A 17,610-nucleotide genomic window follows, 5' to 3' on the forward strand; every position below is an offset into this window, starting at 1 on the left:
GCGATTCCGGCGCCGGGGCCGCTGCCCCACGGCAGAGCGTGTGAAGAACGTGTGCGAGGTGGATGGCGGGACGGGATTCCGTCTGTCGCACCCGCACCCCCTGTCGTAGGTTCTACCCAGATGAGAGATACACCCGCCCACAGGGGACTGTGGGCGACATCAGGCCGGGGCGTCCCCAGCTTCGACCTGGTCGTGCCCTCGCGCACACAACCGGTGCCTGAAGGCTCCGGGTCTCCTCACCGATCGGACAGTCGCCCGCCCCAGACCCCCCGGGGCGCGCGACGTTCCGGTCCGGACGGCCGCCTGGGAGCGGTACGCCCTTGAAGGGCCGACGCACATCCCCCCTTTGCGTCGGCCCTTCAGCGTGTCCGGGCAGGGAACCTCCGACGCCAGTGGTCTGGACAGCTGGAGGTGCGGGCACGCGCGCGTACTCCTGCGCGGGCGGCGGTTCCTGGACCCGGTCGCTCGCCTGCGAAGCTGTCCCCGTGCTTCCCGTGCTTCTGCTGCTCGCCCTGCCCGTCGTGCTCTTCGCGCTGATCACCTGGCAGGTCGTCACCGACGGGCCGTTGGTGGGGCTGGACGAGCGGATCAGTCGGGTGCTCGTCCAGCCCGACCGGTGCTCCGAACTCCTCGCCGATCTGGGCAATGTGCAGGTGGCCGTGCCCGTTCTCGCGATCGCCGGGGTGTACGCCACCTGGCGGGCGCGGGGCGCGGGAGTGGTGCGCTGGTGGTTGCCGGGCGTCGCAGCCGCAGTCCTCATGGCGCTCGTCCCGGCGCTCGTCGTCCCGCTCAAGGAGCTGACCGACCGCCCGGGCACCCCGGTCGTCCCGCCCGCCACCGGCTACTACCCCTCCGGTCACACCGCGACCGCAGCCGTCGCCTACGGCTGTGCGGCCCTGCTCCTCCTCCCCTGGCTGCACGGCACGTACGTCAGACGTGCGCTCGCGCTCTGCTGCCTCGCCGTCAATCTCGGCGTCGGCTACGGGCTGGTCCGGCGCGGCTACCACTGGCCACTGGACGTCGTGGCCAGTTGGTGCCTCGGTGCGCTGCTGATCGGCGGCTTCGTGATGTTCGTCGGCCGAAGCAGCCGTCGAACGTCCGCTGGAACTCCCGGTTGAGGGCGAACCGGAGCACAGGTCAGCTGTCGAAGCCCAGGCCCAGCCGGTCCATCGTCCGCAGCCACAGGTTGCGCCGGCCGCCGTGGGCGTCGGCCCTGGCCAGCGACCACTTGGTGAGGGCGATACCGGTCCATGCGAAGGGCTCCGGCGGGAAGGGGAGGGGCTTCTTGCGGACCATTTCCAGCTCGGTGCGCTCCGTGCGCTCCCCTGCCAGCAGGTCCAGCATCACATCGGCCCCGAAGCGGGTGGCGCCCACACCGAGGCCCGTGTAGCCCGCCGCGTACGCGACCTTCCCGCCGTGCGCGGTGCCGAAGAACGCCGAGAAGCGCGAGCAGGTGTCGATCGCGCCGCCCCAGGCGTGGGTGAAGCGGACGCCCTCCAGCTGCGGGAAGCAGGTGAAGAAGTGCCCGGCGAGCTTGGCGTACGTCTCCGGGCGGTCGTCGTACTCGGCGCGCACGCGGCCGCCGTAGGGGTAGATCGCGTCGTAGCCGCCCCAGAGGATGCGGTTGTCGGCGGAGAGGCGGAAGTAGTGGAACTGGTTCGCCGAATCACCGAGGCCCTGTCGGTTCTTCCAGCCGATCGACGCGAGGTGTTCGGCGGTGAGCGGCTCGGTCATCAGCGCGTAGTCGTAGACGGGGACGGTGTACGACCTCACCCGCCTGACCAGGCTGGGGAAGATGTTCGTGCCGAGGGCGACCCTGCGGGCGCGGACCTGGCCGTAGGGGGTGCGTACGGCCATGCCGGCGCCGTACGGCTTCAGGGTGAGGGCAGGGGTGTGCTCGTAGATGCGTACGCCGAGGTCACGGCAGGCCCGCTTCAGGCCCCAGGCGAGCTTGGCGGGGTGGAGCATGGCCACGCCGCGGCGGTCCCACAGGCCCGCCTGGAAGGTCGGTGAGTCGACTTGTTCCCTCACCGCTTCGGCGTCCAGGAACTCCACGTCCTCGGCGAGGCCCCTGCGCTCCATCTCCTCGTACCAGTCGCGCAGTTCCCACGCCTGGTACGTCTCGGTCGCCACGTCGATCTCGCCGGTACGCTCGAAGTCGCAGTCGATTCCGTGCCGGGCGAGGGCTGCCTCGATCTCGTCGAGGTTGCGGGCGCCCAGCTCCTGGAGCTTGTGGATCTCGTCGGGCCAGCGGGTGAGGCCGTTGGACAGGCCGTGGGTGAGGGAGGCGGCGCAGAAGCCGCCGTTGCGGCCGGAGGCGGCCCAGCCCACCTCGCGGCCTTCCAGCAGGATCACGTCCCGCTGCGGGTCGCGCTCCTTGGCGTTGAGCGCGGTCCACAGTCCGCTGTATCCACCGCCGACGACCAGCAGGTCGCAGGTCTCGGCGCCGGTGAGGGCGGGCTCGGGGTGGGGCCTGCCGGGGTCGTCCAGCCAGTACGGGACCGGCTGGGCTTCGGAAAGGGACTTCGTCCAGTTGTCTCTGGGGCTCATGGCGCTTGGGGCCATGATTTCAACTCCCTACAGGGTTTATGCCTTTTGCCTGGTGCGTCGGCTGCTGATGACCATGGAGGCCAGTACGAGCAGTACGGCGATGAGGAACATGGCCGTACCGATGACATTGATCTGAACGGGCGTTCCGCGCTGCGCCGAGCCCCACACGAACATGGGGAAGGTGACGGTCGAGCCCGCGTTGAAATTGGTGATGATGAAATCGTCGAAGGAGAGCGCGAAGGCGAGCAGCGCGCCCGCGGCGATTCCGGGAGCCGCGATCGGCAGGGTGACCCGGACGAAGGTCTGGAGCGGGCCGGCGTACAGATCCCGGGCGGCCTCCTCCAGCCTCGGGTCCATCGACATCACCCGTGCCTTGACGGCCGTCACGACGAAGCTGAGGCAGAACATGATGTGGGCGATCAGGATCGTCCAGAACCCCAACTGAACACCCATGTTGAGGAAGAGGGTGAGCAGCGAGGCCGCCATGACGACCTCGGGCATCGCCATGGGCAGGAAGATCAGCGAGTTGACGGCCCCGCGCGCGCGGAAGCGGTACCGCACCAGTGCGAAGGCGATCATCGCACCCAGGATCGTCGCGCCCAGCGTCGCCCAGAGCGCGATCTGGAGGCTGAGCGAGAGCGAGCCGCACAGATCGGCGACGCCGCACGGATCGGTCCAGGCCTCCGTGGAGAATTCCTGCCACTCGTAGTTGAAACGGCCCTTCGGGTTGTTGAAGGAGAACACCGTGACGACGACGTTCGGCAGCAGGAGATATCCGAGCGTGAACAGTCCCGCAATGACGACGAGATGGCGCTTGAGCCAGTTGACGAAGGCCATTTAAACCAGATCCTCCGTGCCGGACTTGCGGATGTACAGCGTCACCATGATGAGGATCGCGAACATCAGGATGAAGGAGAGGGCTGCCGCCGTCGGATAGTCCAGAATCCGCAGGAACTGCGACTGGATGACGTTTCCGATCATGCGGGTGTCGGTGGAGCCGAGCAGATCGGCGTTCACGTAGTCACCGGCGGCCGGGATGAACGTCAGCAGGGTGCCGGAGACGACGCCTGGCATCGACAGCGGGAAGGTGACCTTCCGGAAGGTCGTGAAGGGGCGCGCGTACAGATCGCCCGCGACCTCGTGCAGCCGGCCGTCGATGCGCTCCAGGGAGGTGTAGAGCGGCAGGATCATGAACGGCAGGAAGTTGTACGTCAGACCGCACACCACCGCCAGCGGGGTGGCCAGCACCCGGTCGCCGGCGGTGATGCCGAGCCAGCTGGTGACGTCCAGGACGTGCAGGGAGTTCAGGGCGCCGACGACCGGGCCGCCGTCCGCGAGGATCGTCTTCCAGGCGAGCGTACGGATCAGGAAGCTGGTGAAGAACGGCGCGATCACCAGGATCATGATCAGGTTCCGCCAGCGGCCCGCGCGGAACGCGATCAGGTACGCCAGCGGGTAGCCCAGCAGCAGACACAGGATCGTCGCGGTGCCGGCGTAGAGGACCGAGCGCAGGAACTGCGGCCAGTACTCGGACAGGGCGTTCCAGTAGGTGGCGAAGTGCCAGGTGACCTCGTAGCCCTCCTCCAGGGAGCCCGTCTGCACGGACGTGGAGGCCTGGTAGATCATCGGCAGCGCGAAGAAGACCAGCAGCCAGAGGATGCCGGGCAGCAGGAGCAGGTACGGCGTCCAGCGGCCCCTCTTGCGTGGCGGCTTCTTCGCCGGAACGGGCGCCAGAGGTGGCGCTTCGGTGACAGCGGCCATCAGGAGGTCTCCTCCTCGACCTTCTCCACGCCCGCCTCGATGTCCTGGGACGCGTCCAGGCCGAAGGTGTGCGCCGGGCTCCAGTGCAGGACGACCTCGGCGCCGGGGGTGAGGCGTGTGTCGCGGTCGACGTTCTGGACGTAGACGGCGAGTTCGGGGCCGGCGGGGCTGTCGATGACGTACTGCGTGGAGACGCCTATGAAGCTGGCGTCGGCGATCCTGCCGGTGACGCGGTTGCGGCCGTCCGGGATCTCGCCGGCGTCGTCGGCGTGCGTGAGGGAGATCTTCTCGGGGCGTACGCCGACCAGCACCTTGCCGCCGGTCGTGGTGGGCGCCGAGCAGCGCTCCGACGGCAGGGTGAGCTTGCCGCCGCCCGCCTTGAGGACGATCTCCTCGCCGCTCCTGGTGTCGACCTCGGCCTCGATCAGGTTGGAGGTGCCGAGGAAGTTGGCGACGAACGTCGTCCGCGGGTTCTCGTACAGGTCGGCGGGGGCGCCGAGTTGCTCGACGCGGCCCGCGTTCATCACGGCGACCGTGTCGGCCATCGTCATGGCCTCCTCCTGGTCGTGCGTGACATGGACGAAGGTGATGCCGACCTCGGTCTGGATGCGCTTGAGCTCCAGCTGCATCTGGCGGCGCAGCTTCAGGTCGAGGGCGCCGAGGGGCTCGTCGAGGAGCAGCACCTTGGGGTGGTTGATCAGCGCACGGGCGACGGCCACGCGCTGCTGCTGGCCGCCAGAGAGCTGGTGCGGCTTCTTGCGGGCCTGCTCGCCCAGCTGGACCAGGTCGAGCATCTCCTCGACCTGCTTCTTCACCGACTTGATGCCGCGCCGGCGCAGGCCGAAGGCGACGTTCTCGAAGATGTCGAGGTGCGGGAAGAGGGCGTAGGACTGGAAGACCGTGTTCACCGGCCGCTTGTACGGCGGCAGATGGGTCACGTCCTGGTCGCCGAGCGAGACGGTGCCCGACGTCGGCTCCTCCAGGCCCGCGATCATGCGCAGGGTGGTGGTCTTTCCGCAGCCGGACGCGCCGAGCAGGGCGAAGAAGGAGCCCTGCGGCACGGTCAGGTCCAGTGGGTGTACGGCGGTGAAGGAGCCGTAGGTCTTGCTGATTCCGGAGAGGCGGACGTCGCCGCTGCTGTTGGTCGTCGTCATCGTCGTCACGCCCCTGTGAGCTTCGCGAACTTCTCTTCGTAGGCCGTCTCTTCCTTCGAGCTGAGGGAGCGGAAGGCACGAGACTTGGCGGCCATCTCCTGGTCGGGAATGATCAGCGGGTTGTTCGCCGCGTCCTCGTCGATCTTGGCGAGTTCCGCCTTCACCCCGTCGACCGGGCACACGTAGTTGATGTACGCGGCGAGCTGCGCGGCCGGCTTCGGCTCGAAGTAGTAGTCGATGAGACGTTCGGCGTTGGTCTTGTGCCGGGCCTTGTTGGGCACCAGCAGGTTGTCCGTCGACGTCATGTATCCGCTGTCCGGGATGAGGAAGTCGACGTCGGGGCTGTCGGCCTTGAGCTGGACGACGTCACCGGCCCAGGCGAGGCAGGCCGCGAAGTCGCCCTTGGTGAGATCCGAGGTGTAGTCGTTGCCGGTGAAGCGACGGATCTGACCCTTGTCGACGGCCTTCTGGAGACGGGCGATCGCCGCGTCGAAGTCGTCGTCGGTGAACTTGCCCGGATCCTTGCCCATGTCGAGCAGCGTCATCCCGACGCTGTCGCGCATCTCGGACAGGAAGCCGACGCGGCCCTTGAGCCTGGGGTTGTCGAGCAGGTCGGAGACCGACTTCACCTCGACGCCGTCCAGCGCCTTCCTGTTGTAGGCGATGACCGTGGAGATGCCGGTCCAGGGGTACGAGTACGCCCGTCCCGGGTCCCAGTCGGGGCTGCGGAACTGCTGGGACAGGTTGGCGAACGCGTGCGGCAGGTTGGACGGGTCCAGTTTCTGGACCCACCCGAAGCGGATGAGGCGCGCGGCGAGCCAGTCGGTCACGCAGATCAGGTCACGGCCGGTGTCCTGACCGGCCGCGAGCTGCGGCTTGATCTTGCCGAAGAACTCGACGTTGTCGTTGATGTCCTCGGTGTACTTGACCGTGATGCCGGTGCGCCGCTTGAACTCGTCGAGTGTCGGGTGGCGCTTCTCGCTCTCGTCGACGTCCATGTACTCGGTCCAGTTGGAGAAGTTGACGGTCTTCTCCTTCGCCGAGTGGTCCTCGGACGACACTCCCGACGTCTTCGCCGCCGGGGGGATGCCGCAGGCGCTCAGCGCCCCGAGGCCGCCGACCGTGAGCGCGCCGCCGGCGGAGGCGCGCAGCAGGGAACGGCGGGTGAGGGAGGCCCTGCCGCTGCGCAGGCTGCGCCGCATGGCGGCCGCTTGGGCCGCGGACAGGCGGTCGGGCTCGTACTGCTCCATGCGCGTGGTGCCCTTTCGGGAGGGTCGGCGACCGCGGGTCAGGCGGCCTGTTGTGGCTATCGGTCCCCGAAGATCGTGCGGTGCCAGTCCTTGCGGACCACCGCCGTGTTGTCGAACATGACGTGCTTGATCTGGGTGTACTCCTCGAACGAGTACGCGGACATGTCCTTGCCGAAGCCGGACTGCTGGTACCCGCCGTGCGGCATCTCGCTGATGATCGGGATGTGATCGTTGACCCACACACAGCCCGCCTTGATCTCGCGGGTGGCACGGTTGGCGCGGTAGACGTCCCGGCTCCAGGCGGACGCGGCCAGCCCGTACGGGGTGTCGTTGGCGAGCCGGATGCCTTCGTCGTCGGTGTCGAAGGGCAGGACGACGAGGACCGGTCCGAAGATCTCGGACTGGACGATCTCGCTGTCCTGGGGCGCGTCCGCGACGAGGGTGGGGCGATAGTACGCACCATTCTCGAGATCCCCCTGGGGTGCCTCGCCGCCCGTCACCACGCGCGCGTAGGCACGTGCCCGGTCCACGAACCCGGCGACGCGGTCGCGTTGAGCATGGGAGACAAGGGGGCCCAGGTCGGTGCCCGGGGCGAAGGGGTCGCCCAGGCGGACGGTTTCCATCAGTTCGGCGGTCTTTTCGACGAACGCCTCGTAGAGCGGCCTCTGCACGTACGCGCGCGTGGCGGCCGTGCAGTCCTGCCCGGTGTTGATGAGGGCGCCCGCGACCGCGCCGTGGACGGCCGCCTCCAGGTCGGCGTCGTCGAAGACCACGAAGGGTGCCTTGCCGCCCAGCTCCAGGTGGAGCCGTTTGACGGTGGCGGTGGCGATCTCGGCGACCCGCTTGCCGACGGCGGTGGAGCCGGTGAAGGAGGTCATGGCCACGTCGGGGTGGCCGACCAGGTGCTCGCCGGCCTCCTTGCCGGTGCCGGTGACGATGTTGATGACACCGTCGGGGATTCCGGCGTCGGTGGCGGCCTGGGCGAAGAGGAGGGAGGTCAGCGGGGTGAGCTCGGCGGGCTTCAGCACGATCGTGTTGCCCGCGGCGATCGCCGGGAGGATCTTCCAGGCGGCCATCTGGAGGGGGTAGTTCCAGGGTGCGATGGAGCCGACGACGCCGATGGGCTCACGGCGGACGTACGAGGTGTGGTCGCCGGAGTACTCGCCGGCGGACTGCCCCTGAAGGTGCCGGGCGGCACCCGCGAAAAAGGCGGTGTTGTCGATCGTGCCCGGCACGTCGAACTCACGGGTCAGCTTCAGCGGCTTGCCGCACTGCAGGGACTCGGCGCGGGCCAAGTCCTCTGCGCGGTCGGCGAGTACAGCGGCGAAGCGGTGCAGCGCGTCGGAACGCTCGCCGGGGGTCGCGCCGGACCAGCCGGGGAAGGCGTTACGCGCGGCGGCGACGGCCGCGTCCGCATCGTCCGGGCCGGCCAGCTCGTAGGTGTACACGTCCTCACCTGTGGCCGGGTCGACGACCGTGTGCGTACGACCGGACGTGCCCTTCGTCAGACGGCCGGCGATGTACTGCGCGCCGTCCGCGAAACGGTCCTGGGCGGGGAATCGTTCCGGGGTGGTCCTTCCCGGGTTGTGCATGTCGCTCTCCTCCGCCGTCGCCCCGCTGCTCACGGGGTGGGTGGCGTAGCTCCAGCTCGATTTGAGTGCCGATCCTGACAGAGCCAAGGGCGTCCAACAAGTGATTCCGTTGTTGCCTTTTGGTTACGCGACGGAATCTGTCGACCAGGTGTCGAGTCGGCATGGAAAAGGAGGGACGGACTGTCAGTGGTGCCTGCCAGACTCGCATGCATGGAGAGGATCACGGGGAAGATCGACTCCGTGGACACCCTGGTCAGGGAGGTCCGCGCGGGGGCGCACATCAAGTATCTGCACTTCTGGGGGCACCGGCCACGGTCGGACGGGCGGGTGGGTCCGAGCTGTCTGAGCCAGTGGTGGCCGTCGCCGTTCACGGTGGACGACGTGGAGTACGCGACGGCGGAGCACTGGATGATGGCCGCCAAGGCGCGACTGTTCGAGGACGCGGAGGCGGAGCGCCGGGTGCTGGCGGCTGCGCATCCCGCGCAGGCGAAGAAGGCGGGGCGGCTCGTGCGCGGCTTCGACGAGTCGATATGGGAGCGCGAGCGCTTCGGGATCGTGGTCGAGGGCAGCGTCCACAAGTTCGGCGCGCATGCCGATCTGCGGGAGTACCTGCTCAACACTGGCGAGCGGGTGCTGGTGGAGGCGAGTCCCGTGGACCGGATCTGGGGCATCGGACTCGCCGCGGACGACGAGGCGGCGTCGGATCCGGAGCGGTGGCGGGGGCCGAATCTCCTGGGGTTCGCGTTGATGGAGGCGCGGGAGAGGCTGCGGAGCGCTGAAAGGAACGCCGGGTCGTAGCCCTACGGAGCCATGAGCACCAGGATGCCGAAGCCGGCGCCGAGGAGGATGCCCACGGTGCCGCAGATGATCCCGGCGAGGGCCTGGCCGGGGTTGGTGGCCTCGCCGCGGTTCGCCCTGCTGCGGCCGACCGCACCGAAGATCACGCCCAGGATGCCCAGGATGATCGCCACCGGCCACAGACAGAAGCCGGCGGCGGCCACGATGCCGACCACGAGCCCGGCCGTGCCGAGCCCGTTGCTGGGCATCGCCTGTGCACCGGGCCAGCCGTAGTAACCCTGGGCGCCGTGCGTGGGCGGGCCGCCGTAGCCGGGTCCGCCCGGGTAGCCGTGGCCGCCGGGGTAGCCGTACGGGACCTGGCCGGGACCGTCGGGGGCTATGGGCGGAGGCGGGACGGCGCCGTCCTGGGGGTGCGGGACGCCTGCGGTGGGCGCGGCGAACGGGTTGCCGGCGGCGGGGGCCGACGGCGGGAACGCATCGTGCGGGCCGCCTGAGCTGGGCGGCACGGTCGGGGCGGCCCACGCCTGCTGGGGTGCGCCCGTCGACGGGGCGGTCGGTGCTGCCCATCCCTGCGGGGCCTGGGCTGCCGGGGGGCTGTCCGCGGCGGGCAGGGACGTGATCGTCTGCTGGTCGTGGACGGAGGGGCCGGCCGGGGTGGCGGGTCCGCTCGACGCGATCGTGTCGCCGGGGCCGCCCATGACGTCGTTCGCCGGGGGTGCCCAGGGATTCGGCTCAGGGCTGGGAGCTGCGGCGGGGTGCTTGTCGAGGGGGACCTGCGGCGCCGTGCCCTGCCGGGCCGCGTCCGCATCGTGCGGGGTCCGCGGCGATGGCGAGGCCTCCCCGTCCGACGGCACGAGGGGCACCGCCTCGCCGACCTGCGATATGCCGAACGCCGTGTCCCGGTCCTGCTGGACCTCCGGAATGGCACCGCTGTCCAACACGGCCTCGGGCGCCCCGTCGTACGCCGACCGCTCCGGCGGCGCCCACGGGTCGCGGGGTACCGCATCACTGGGCACTGCACCGCCGGGCGCCGCACCACCCGGGACTGCACCGCTCGCCGCCGCACCGGATACGCCGTCGTCCCGGCCCGCCGACGCGGGCGCGGCGTTGGCCTCCGGCGCTGCCGGCGGCTGCCTGTCGTCGGACATGCGCGGGGATCCCCTCTGTCGTGCGTGCCGTGAAGCATGCTACGGCCCTGGCATCTGCCGTGTGGGCCCGGCATACGATGATCCCCGAGTCATCGATCAGCCGATCACCCGCGTCCCGCCGCCACCCGCGGCCGGGGACGCCGTTCCCGGGGAGGAACCTTGACCGACCACGCCGCCGTATCCGCCGTACCCGGCGTCCGCGACCCGCACGCCTTCATCGCCGGACTGCCCAAGGCCGAACTGCACGTGCACCACGTCGGCTCCGCCTCTCCCCGGATCGTCGCCGAACTGGCCGCCCGTCACCCCGACTCCAAGGTGCCCACCGACCCCGAGGCCCTGGTCGACTACTTCACGTTCACGGACTTCGCGCACTTCATCGAGGTGTACCTGTCCGTCGTCGACCTGATCCGCACCCCGGAGGACGTCCGGCTGCTGACGTACGAGGTGGCCCGGGACCTGGCCCGGCAGCAGGTGCGGTACGCCGAGCTGACCATCACTCCCTTCTCCTCCACCCGGCGCGGCATCGAGGAGCAGGCCTTCATGGATGCGATCGAGGACGCCCGCAAGGCGGCCGAGGCCGACTTCGGGACCGTACTGCGCTGGTGCTTCGACATCCCCGGCGAGGCGGGTCTCGAGGCCGCCGAGGAGACCACGCGGCTCGCCACCGACGACAAGGTGCGCCCCGAGGGACTGGTGTCGTTCGGACTCGGCGGGCCCGAGGTCGGCGTACCCCGGCCGCAGTTCAAGCCGTACTTCGACCGGGCCATCGCCGCAGGGCTGCGCTCGGTGCCGCACGCCGGCGAGACGACCGGCCCGCAGACGGTGTGGGACGCCCTCACGCACCTGCGCGCCGAGCGCATCGGGCACGGCACCAGCTCCGCACAGGACCCGAAGCTGCTGGCGCACCTCGCCGAGCACCGGATCCCGCTGGAGGTGTGCCCGACCTCCAACATCGCCACGCGCGCGGTCCGCACCCTCGACGAGCACCCGATCAAGGAGTTCACCCGCGCCGGCGTCCTCGTCACGATCAACTCGGACGACCCTCCGATGTTCGGCACCGACCTCAACAGCGAGTACGCCGTGGCCGCCCGGCTCCTCGACCTCGACGAGCGGGGTCTCGCCGACCTCGCGAAGAACGCGGTCGAGGCGTCCTTCCTGGACGAGGCCGGCAAGGCGCGCCTGGCGGCCGAGATCGACACCTACACCTCGGAATGGCTCGCGTCCTGACCACCACCAGAATTGACCCCATGCCGAACGTGACCGCCGTGGCCCACCGCGGCGCCCCCTACCACCATCCCGAGAACACGGTCGACTCGCTGCGCACCGCGCTCGAACTGGGCGCGGACGCCGTCGAGATCGACGTACGGCTCACCCGGGACGGCGTCCCCGTGCTGCTGCACGACGAGACGCTGAAGCGGCTGTGGGAGCACGACCGGCCGCTGCTGTCACTCTCGGCGGACGAGGTGCACGGGCTCACCGACGGCGCGGTGCCGACACTCGCCCAGGCGCTCACGGCGACCGACGGGAGCCGGGTGATGCTCGACCTGCCGGGCACGCCCGATGTGCGGGCGGCGCGCCGGGTCGTGGACGTCGTGCGCGACTGCGGGGCCCAGGACCGCGTGTACTACTGCGCGGGCCCCTCCGCCATGCTCGCCGTGCGCGCCGCCGACCCGGCCGCCGAGATCGCCCTGACCTGGACGACGCTGGCCCCGCCGCGCCCCGCACTGCTGGACGCGGTACGCCCGCGCTGGCTCAACTACCGCTTCTCACTGGTCGGTCGTGACCTCACGGCCCGCGTCCACCGTGACGGCTACCTGCTGTCCGTCTGGACCCCCGACACCCGACGCGCCATGCGCCGGCTCCTCGACATGGGCGCCGACTCGATCACCACGAACCGCATCGACGCCCTGTGCGCGCTGCGCACGTTCCGTTGACCCGCGCTACACGCGGGACCGTTGAGGGACCGTCGCCGGGTCGGCCGGGGTCGTGCGGGTGACGTACTGCGGTACGGGAGTGTCGTCCTTGCCCGTGTCGCGGACGAGGCCGTAGCGCTTCGCGCCCTCGGGAGGCCCGGAGTTGATGTCCTCGTTCACGGCGTTCCAGCTCGACGGGAAGACGGTCAGGCCGTAGGAGGCGCCGCGCTCGTTCTGGTTGAGGGTGACGGTGCCGTCGACGTAGAAGTACTCGTTCTGCCACATCTGCTGGGTGCCGTCGGGCAGGACGGTGTAGCCGGTGTCCGGGCCGCCCATGCCGGTGACGGGGCCGCCGTCGGCGGCCTCCCCGGTGACGTCGTCCATGCGGCGGCCGCCACCGGAGGCAACGTGGAAGATCCTGCCCTTCAGGCCGGTCCAGGTCGGCATGGTCAGCCCGCCGGGCCGGTCGTGCGGCGCGATCTGCCAGCGCACCAGAACATAGCCCTGCCCGCTGAGCGTCACGCTCTCGCCGCGGTGCTGCATGACGGCCCTCGCACCCCAGGTGCTGGTGATGCCGGACTCGGGGCGGCGCGGCAGGGCCGTGGGGCGGGCGTTCGGGTCCGGGGCCCGGTCGACGGCGTCGACGACCGTGCCGTACAGCTCGACCTTCCGCTGCGTCACCGACGGCGACGGTGAAGGCGTGGCCGACGGGGTCACGGAAGGGACCGGGGACGACGGCGGTCGGGCCGTGCTCGACGCCGTGGGGGCGACCGCACGCGGCGGGGCGTCCGGGGTCTGGGTGACGACGTACGCGCCGCCCGCGACGATCGTCGCGCCGGCCGTCACCGCAACGGCGGGCTGGGTGATCGCGGCCATCACCTTCGCGGACCAGCCGACGGAGGTCGCCGTGGCCGTGGCCGCGACCGCCGTCTTGCCGCCGAGGGCCAGCGACAGCGTGAAGCCGACCGGGATCGGGACGAGCGCGATGCCGACGAGGAGGCGCTCCGCCGGTACGACGGACTCGCGGGTGTCGCCGCAGTAGCCGCAGCCCCTGATGTGCCGGGCCAGCCGCTTGCGCCAGACCGAGTCGGGACGGCCGTTCCAGCGGGCGGTCAGCTCGCGCAGATCGGGGCAGGCGCCGTCCAGCGCCCGTACGATGCCGCGCGCCGTCTCCAGCCGCTCCTTCACCCGCTGGACGCGCACCGCGGCGTGCTGCCGGCTGATCCCGGCCGCCGCGGCCAGTTCGCGCCGGGTCAGCTCGCCCGCGACCTCCAGCCACCACAGCGACAGCAACTGCCGGTCCTCGTCGTCCAGCCAGCGCACCGCCTCCGCGACTTCACGCCGCTGCCCCTCCAACTGCAGCCGCAGCACGGTGAGTTCGGCGAAGTCAGTGGCCTCGTGCGCGGCCGACTCCTCGAGGTGGGCGGGCTGCTTACGGCGGGCGCGGTCCCGTATCTGCCGCATGGCGATGGCGACGAGCCAGGAGCGGAAGCTGTCCGGGTCCCGCAGCGAGCCGAGGTTGTCGACGGCGCGCAGCATGGTCTCCTGGACGACGTCGTCGACGTCGGCATGGCCGTTCAGGGCGCGCCCGACCACGTTGTAGACCAGCGGCAGCCAGCCCTCGACCAGCTCGTCCAGCGCATGCCGGTCACCGGCCTGCGCCGCCGCGATGGTGGAGCGCCACTGCCTGCCGGCTCCCTCGTCCACGTACGTCCTCTCCCGGCTCACTTGCTGCCCGTACGCACCTTCTCAGCCTGACCAGCACTTTTGGCTATGTCGGAGGTCACATTCCACTTCGGGTACGGGCGGGACATGGGGGCGGCTCCCGGGATGTGGGGGGATGAGGGACGCGAGTGGAGACGCGGTGAAGCGGGGGCGGATAACACTTTTTCGGCGACGGGCGGCTTTCGGTGACGGACGGCGGGGAGCGTCGCCGACCGGGGCCCGTAGGGGCGACCCCTTACAACACCCGGCTTTTGTACGGCAGTTGCCCCGGGCTTCCCCAGGGTCGCAGGCCCTCCTCACCGACGATCCGGCCGGGGCCGTACGGCCCGACGATGATCACGGACATTCCACCGGACGTCCCACCGACTTCAGGAGCAGCAGATGCCCGTACGCCCCCTCCCGGCCCTCCTCACCTCCGCGCTCGCCCTGACCCTGACCGCACTGCCGCTGGCCGGTACGGCCTCCGCGCGGCCCGCGTCGTCGTGCAGCGCGCAGGCGATCGAGGCCGCCGATCCGGCCGGTCCCGACGTCAAGGCGCTGTGCGCCGCGCTCGCCGGACTGCCCGACAAGGACGCGACGGCCGCGCTGATCCGCGTGGGCGGCAAGGGGAGCTGGCACGGAGTGGCCGGGGTGCGTGACGTGAAAACCGGGGCGCCGGCGCTCGAGAAAGCGCGCTTCCGGGCCGGTTCGACGACGAAGATCGTGACAGCGGCGATCGTGCTGCAACTCGCCGCCGAGGGGCGGATCTCCCTCGACGGCACGGTGCAGCAGTATCTGCCGGGGCTGCTGACGGAGGACTTCGAGCCCATCACCGTACGGCAGTTGCTGAACTTCACGAGCGGGCTGCAGCCGGGGGCGTCCCTCGGCGAGAACGTCGACGACGGCTACGAGCACCGCTTCGAGACGCTGACTCCCGAGGAAGTGGTGGCCGCGTCGGTCGCCAAGGGCCCCGACCCCGACCACGCCCCCGGCGAACACCAGCGGTACGGCAACATCCACTACACCGTGCTGGGCATGCTGATCGAGAAGGTCACCGGTTACTCGTACGCCCACCAGGCGGCCGTACGGATCTTCCGCCCCCTCGGCATGCGGCACACCTCCTTCCCCGCCGGCCCGGACCCCCGCGTCCACGGCCCGCACAACCGCGGGTACGACTGGATCGACGGAGAGTTGGTGGACGTGACGGACTGGAACATGTCCGACCGTTGGGCGGTCGGCGACATGATCTCGACCACGGCGGACCTGGAAAGGCTGCTGGTGGGCCTGTTCCGCGGCCGTGTCGTGCCCGAGCCGCAGCTGACGCAGATGTTCACGGTCCCGGACCTGCCGGGGGCGACGATGGGCATGGGCCTGGAGCGCTTCGAGCTGAACGGGCGGGAGATCTGGGGCAAGACGGGATCCCGCCCCGGCTATCACACGGTCGTGGCGGCCACCCGTGACCTGTCCCGGACACTGGTCTACTCCGTCAACTCGACCGACGCGAAGGGCGACGGCCTGGCCATCGTCCAGCGCTTCGGTTTCCCGGCGTTCAACCGCTGACGACGGCGGCGGCTGGAGGTGCCCAAGGCGCGGTCAGCGCCTCCAGCCGCTTGATCTTCTTCCGTACGACGTACAGCGGGATCACCCCGAAGACGCCGAACGACATGTCGATCACCGACCACCAGAAGGGGATGTCGCGGATCGGCCCGCAGATGAGGGCGAGCGGGATGATCCCCGCGCAGGCGATCATCCCGAACTCGACGACCCAGATGTTGCGGACGGGGTCGCGGTAGGGGCCGTAGAAGGCGACCGCGATGACGAGGTGGGCGAAGGCCAGCCAGTCCGTGCCGTAGAGCAGGAACGGGTAGTCGGCGTCGGCGGCGTCGAGCCCGCGCCGGACGCGCTCGATCCAGTCCATGAGTCCGGGCAGATGCTCCGGCACGGACAGGGCGCGCAACAGGTCCTCGGTCCAGCGAAGTTCGTGGACGAGGGGGAAGGCCGTGGCGCCGCTGAGCACCAGGCAGACGATGAAGAAGACCAACCAGGCACGGATGCCCTTCAGCAGGGCGGCTCTGTCGCTCATGAGGGGAGCGTAGTCCTGGAATTGAACATGTTCAAAACACTTGGGCGGAGCACCCCGGACACACCGCGGCCCCGGACGGTCCGTCCTCCGTCCGGGGCCACGTTCAACCGGCGACTTACACGTCCAGCGACGTCATCACGTGCTTGATCCGCGTGTAGTCGTCGAAGCCGTACGCCGAGAGGTCCTTGCCGTAGCCGGACTTCTTGAAGCCGCCGTGCGGCATCTCGGCGACCAGCGGGATGTGGGTGTTGATCCACACGCAGCCGAAGTCGAGCTTCTTGGACATGCGCATCGCGCGGCCGTGGTCCTTGGTCCAGACGGAGGAGGCGAGGGCGTACTCGACGCCGTTGGCCCACTCGGTGGCCTGGTCCTCGTCGGTGAAGGACTGGACGGTGATGACCGGGCCGAAGACCTCGTTCTGGATGATCTCGTCGTCCTGCTTGAGGCCCGAGACAACGGTCGGGGCGTAGAAGTAGCCCTTGTCGCCGACCTGGTGACCGCCGGCCTCGACCTTGGCGTGGGCGGGCAGCCGCTCGATGAAGCCGGCGACCTGCTTGAGCTGGTTGGGGTTGTTCAGCGGGCCGTACAGCACGTCCTCGTCGTCCGGCTGTCCGGTCTTGGTGTCGGCGGCGGCCTTGGCGAGGGCCTGTACGAACTCGTCGTGGATCGCCTCGTGGACGAGGACGCGGGTGGCGGCCGTACAGTCCTGCCCGGCGTTGAAGAAGCCCGCCACGGAGATGTCCTCGACGGCCTTGGCGATGTCGGTGTCCTCGAAGACGACGACCGGTGCCTTGCCGCCCAGCTCCAGGTGGACCCGCTTGACGTCCTTGGCGGCCGACTCGGCGACGGACATGCCCGCGCGCACGGAACCGGTGATGGAGGCCATCGCCGGGATCGGGTGCTCGACCATCATGCGGCCGGTCTCGCGGTCGCCGCAGATGACGTTGAAGACGCCCTTGGGCAGGATCGAGCCGAGGATCTCCGCGATCAGGACCGTCGACGCGGGGGTGGTGTCCGAGGGCTTCAGCACCACCGTGTTGCCCGCGGCGATCGCCGGGGCGAACTTCCACACGGCCATCATCATCGGGTAGTTCCACGGCGCGACCTGCGCGCAGACGCCCACCGGCTCACGGCGGATGATCGAGGTCATCCCGTCCATGTACTCACCGGCCGAGCGGCCCTCCAGCATCCGGGCCGCGCCCGCGAAGAAGCGGATCTGGTCGACCATCGGCGGGATCTCCTCGGAGCGGGTCAGCCCGATGGGCTTGCCCGTGTTCTCCACCTCGGCCGCGATCAGTTCCTCGGCACGCTCCTCGAACGCGTCCGCGATCTTCAGGAGGGCCTTCTGCCGCTCGGCGGGCGTGGTGTCCCGCCACCCCGGGAACGCGGCGGCGGCGGCCGCCATCGCGGCGTCGACGTCGGCCTGCCCGGACAGCGGCGCGGTGGCGTACGCCTCGCCGGTCGCGGGGTTCACCACCTCGGTGGTCCGTCCGTCGGCGGCGTCCCGGAACTCTCCGTCGATGTAGTTGCGCAGACGACGCAGCTCGGTGCTCACTGCCGGCCCTCCAAGTTCGGGTGTCCAATCACTGAGACACCCACCCTAATCCGTAAGCCCACGGTTTCAACACCCCCCGACGCGCCAGACCTGCGAAATCCG

Annotated in this window: 14 protein-coding genes and 1 pseudogene; 5 read left to right on the forward strand and 10 right to left on the reverse strand. The window is 70.0% G+C overall.

What is annotated here, in order from left to right; translation table 11 throughout:
• The first annotated feature begins 485 nt into the window (after positions 1-485).
• Positions 486-1,118 (forward strand): phosphatase PAP2 family protein, encoded by a 633-nt coding sequence (locus ACFVJQ_RS20280; RefSeq protein ID WP_385785600.1) that lies wholly within the window; start codon positions 486-488, stop codon positions 1,116-1,118.
• A 19-nt stretch (positions 1,119-1,137) separates the two neighbouring features.
• On the opposite strand, the gene ACFVJQ_RS20285 is transcribed toward ACFVJQ_RS20280, so the two are convergent.
• Genes ACFVJQ_RS20285 through ACFVJQ_RS20310 form a run of 6 tightly spaced genes read right to left on the reverse strand, consistent with a single transcriptional unit; the run spans position 1,138 to position 8,307 of the window.
• Positions 1,138-2,565, reverse strand: coding sequence for an NAD(P)/FAD-dependent oxidoreductase (locus ACFVJQ_RS20285; protein WP_385512865.1), 1,428 nt, complete (start codon positions 2,563-2,565; stop codon positions 1,138-1,140).
• 21 nt (positions 2,566-2,586) lie between these two features.
• Positions 2,587-3,387: an ABC transporter permease gene (locus ACFVJQ_RS20290; RefSeq protein ID WP_224737851.1), complete on the reverse strand. Its 801-nt coding sequence runs from the start codon at positions 3,385-3,387 to the stop codon at positions 2,587-2,589.
• A complete protein-coding gene (locus ACFVJQ_RS20295) occupies positions 3,388-4,311 on the reverse strand; it encodes an ABC transporter permease (RefSeq protein WP_385785605.1) in 924 nt (307 codons plus the stop codon).
• Positions 4,311-5,474 (reverse strand): ABC transporter ATP-binding protein, encoded by a 1,164-nt coding sequence (locus tag ACFVJQ_RS20300; RefSeq protein WP_385785608.1) that lies wholly within the window; start codon positions 5,472-5,474, stop codon positions 4,311-4,313. The genes ACFVJQ_RS20295 and ACFVJQ_RS20300 overlap by 1 nt, the downstream gene beginning before the upstream one ends.
• Positions 5,471-6,715 carry a PotD/PotF family extracellular solute-binding protein gene (locus ACFVJQ_RS20305; protein WP_385512867.1) on the reverse strand — a complete coding sequence of 415 codons (1,245 nt, stop codon included), beginning with the start codon at positions 6,713-6,715 and terminating at the stop codon, positions 5,471-5,473. The genes ACFVJQ_RS20300 and ACFVJQ_RS20305 overlap by 4 nt, the downstream gene beginning before the upstream one ends.
• Positions 6,716-6,771: 56 nt before the next feature.
• A complete protein-coding gene (locus ACFVJQ_RS20310; protein WP_385512868.1) occupies positions 6,772-8,307 on the reverse strand; it encodes a gamma-aminobutyraldehyde dehydrogenase in 1,536 nt (511 codons plus the stop codon).
• A 210-nt stretch (positions 8,308-8,517) separates the two neighbouring features.
• Between ACFVJQ_RS20310 and ACFVJQ_RS20315 the strand changes: the two genes are divergently transcribed.
• Entirely contained in the window at positions 8,518-9,105 is a 588-nt protein-coding gene (locus ACFVJQ_RS20315) for an NADAR family protein (protein ID WP_385512869.1), read from the forward strand.
• 2 nt (positions 9,106-9,107) lie between these two features.
• Here ACFVJQ_RS20315 and ACFVJQ_RS20320 read toward each other — a convergent pair whose 3' ends face one another.
• The gene (locus ACFVJQ_RS20320; RefSeq protein WP_385785611.1) at positions 9,108-10,253 is read right to left on the reverse strand and encodes a hypothetical protein; all 1,146 of its coding nucleotides are present in this window, start codon (positions 10,251-10,253) and stop codon (positions 9,108-9,110) included.
• 61 nt (positions 10,254-10,314) lie between these two features.
• Between ACFVJQ_RS20320 and ACFVJQ_RS20325 the strand changes: the two are divergent.
• Positions 10,315-11,480 (forward strand): annotated as a pseudogene (locus tag ACFVJQ_RS20325) (adenosine deaminase).
• Positions 11,481-11,500: 20 nt separating this feature from the next.
• On the forward strand, positions 11,501-12,187 hold the full coding sequence (locus ACFVJQ_RS20330; protein ID WP_385785614.1) for a glycerophosphodiester phosphodiesterase: 687 nt from the start codon (positions 11,501-11,503) through the stop codon (positions 12,185-12,187).
• A gap of 6 nt (positions 12,188-12,193) precedes the next feature.
• On the opposite strand, the gene ACFVJQ_RS20335 is transcribed toward ACFVJQ_RS20330, so the two are convergent.
• Positions 12,194-13,894 (reverse strand): sigma-70 family RNA polymerase sigma factor, encoded by a 1,701-nt coding sequence (locus tag ACFVJQ_RS20335; RefSeq protein ID WP_385785617.1) that lies wholly within the window; start codon positions 13,892-13,894, stop codon positions 12,194-12,196.
• 378 nt (positions 13,895-14,272) lie between these two features.
• On the opposite strand from ACFVJQ_RS20335, the gene ACFVJQ_RS20340 reads away from it, so the two are divergent.
• Positions 14,273-15,430 (forward strand): serine hydrolase domain-containing protein, encoded by a 1,158-nt coding sequence (locus ACFVJQ_RS20340; protein ID WP_385512873.1) that lies wholly within the window; start codon positions 14,273-14,275, stop codon positions 15,428-15,430.
• Here the strand turns inward: ACFVJQ_RS20340 and ACFVJQ_RS20345 are convergent.
• The gene (locus ACFVJQ_RS20345) at positions 15,420-15,953 is read right to left on the reverse strand and encodes a hypothetical protein (protein ID WP_385512874.1); all 534 of its coding nucleotides are present in this window, start codon (positions 15,951-15,953) and stop codon (positions 15,420-15,422) included. The two genes, ACFVJQ_RS20340 and ACFVJQ_RS20345, sit on opposite strands and share 11 nt — an antisense overlap.
• Before the next feature lie 115 nt (positions 15,954-16,068).
• On the reverse strand, positions 16,069-17,508 hold the full coding sequence (locus ACFVJQ_RS20350) for a gamma-aminobutyraldehyde dehydrogenase (protein ID WP_385512875.1): 1,440 nt from the start codon (positions 17,506-17,508) through the stop codon (positions 16,069-16,071).
• Positions 17,509-17,610: the final 102 nt, after the last annotated feature.

The sequence above is a fragment of the Streptomyces sp. NPDC127197 genome, assembly GCF_042672405.1.
In the GTDB taxonomy this organism is placed as follows: Bacteria; Actinomycetota; Actinomycetes; order Streptomycetales; family Streptomycetaceae; genus Streptomyces; species Streptomyces flavusporus.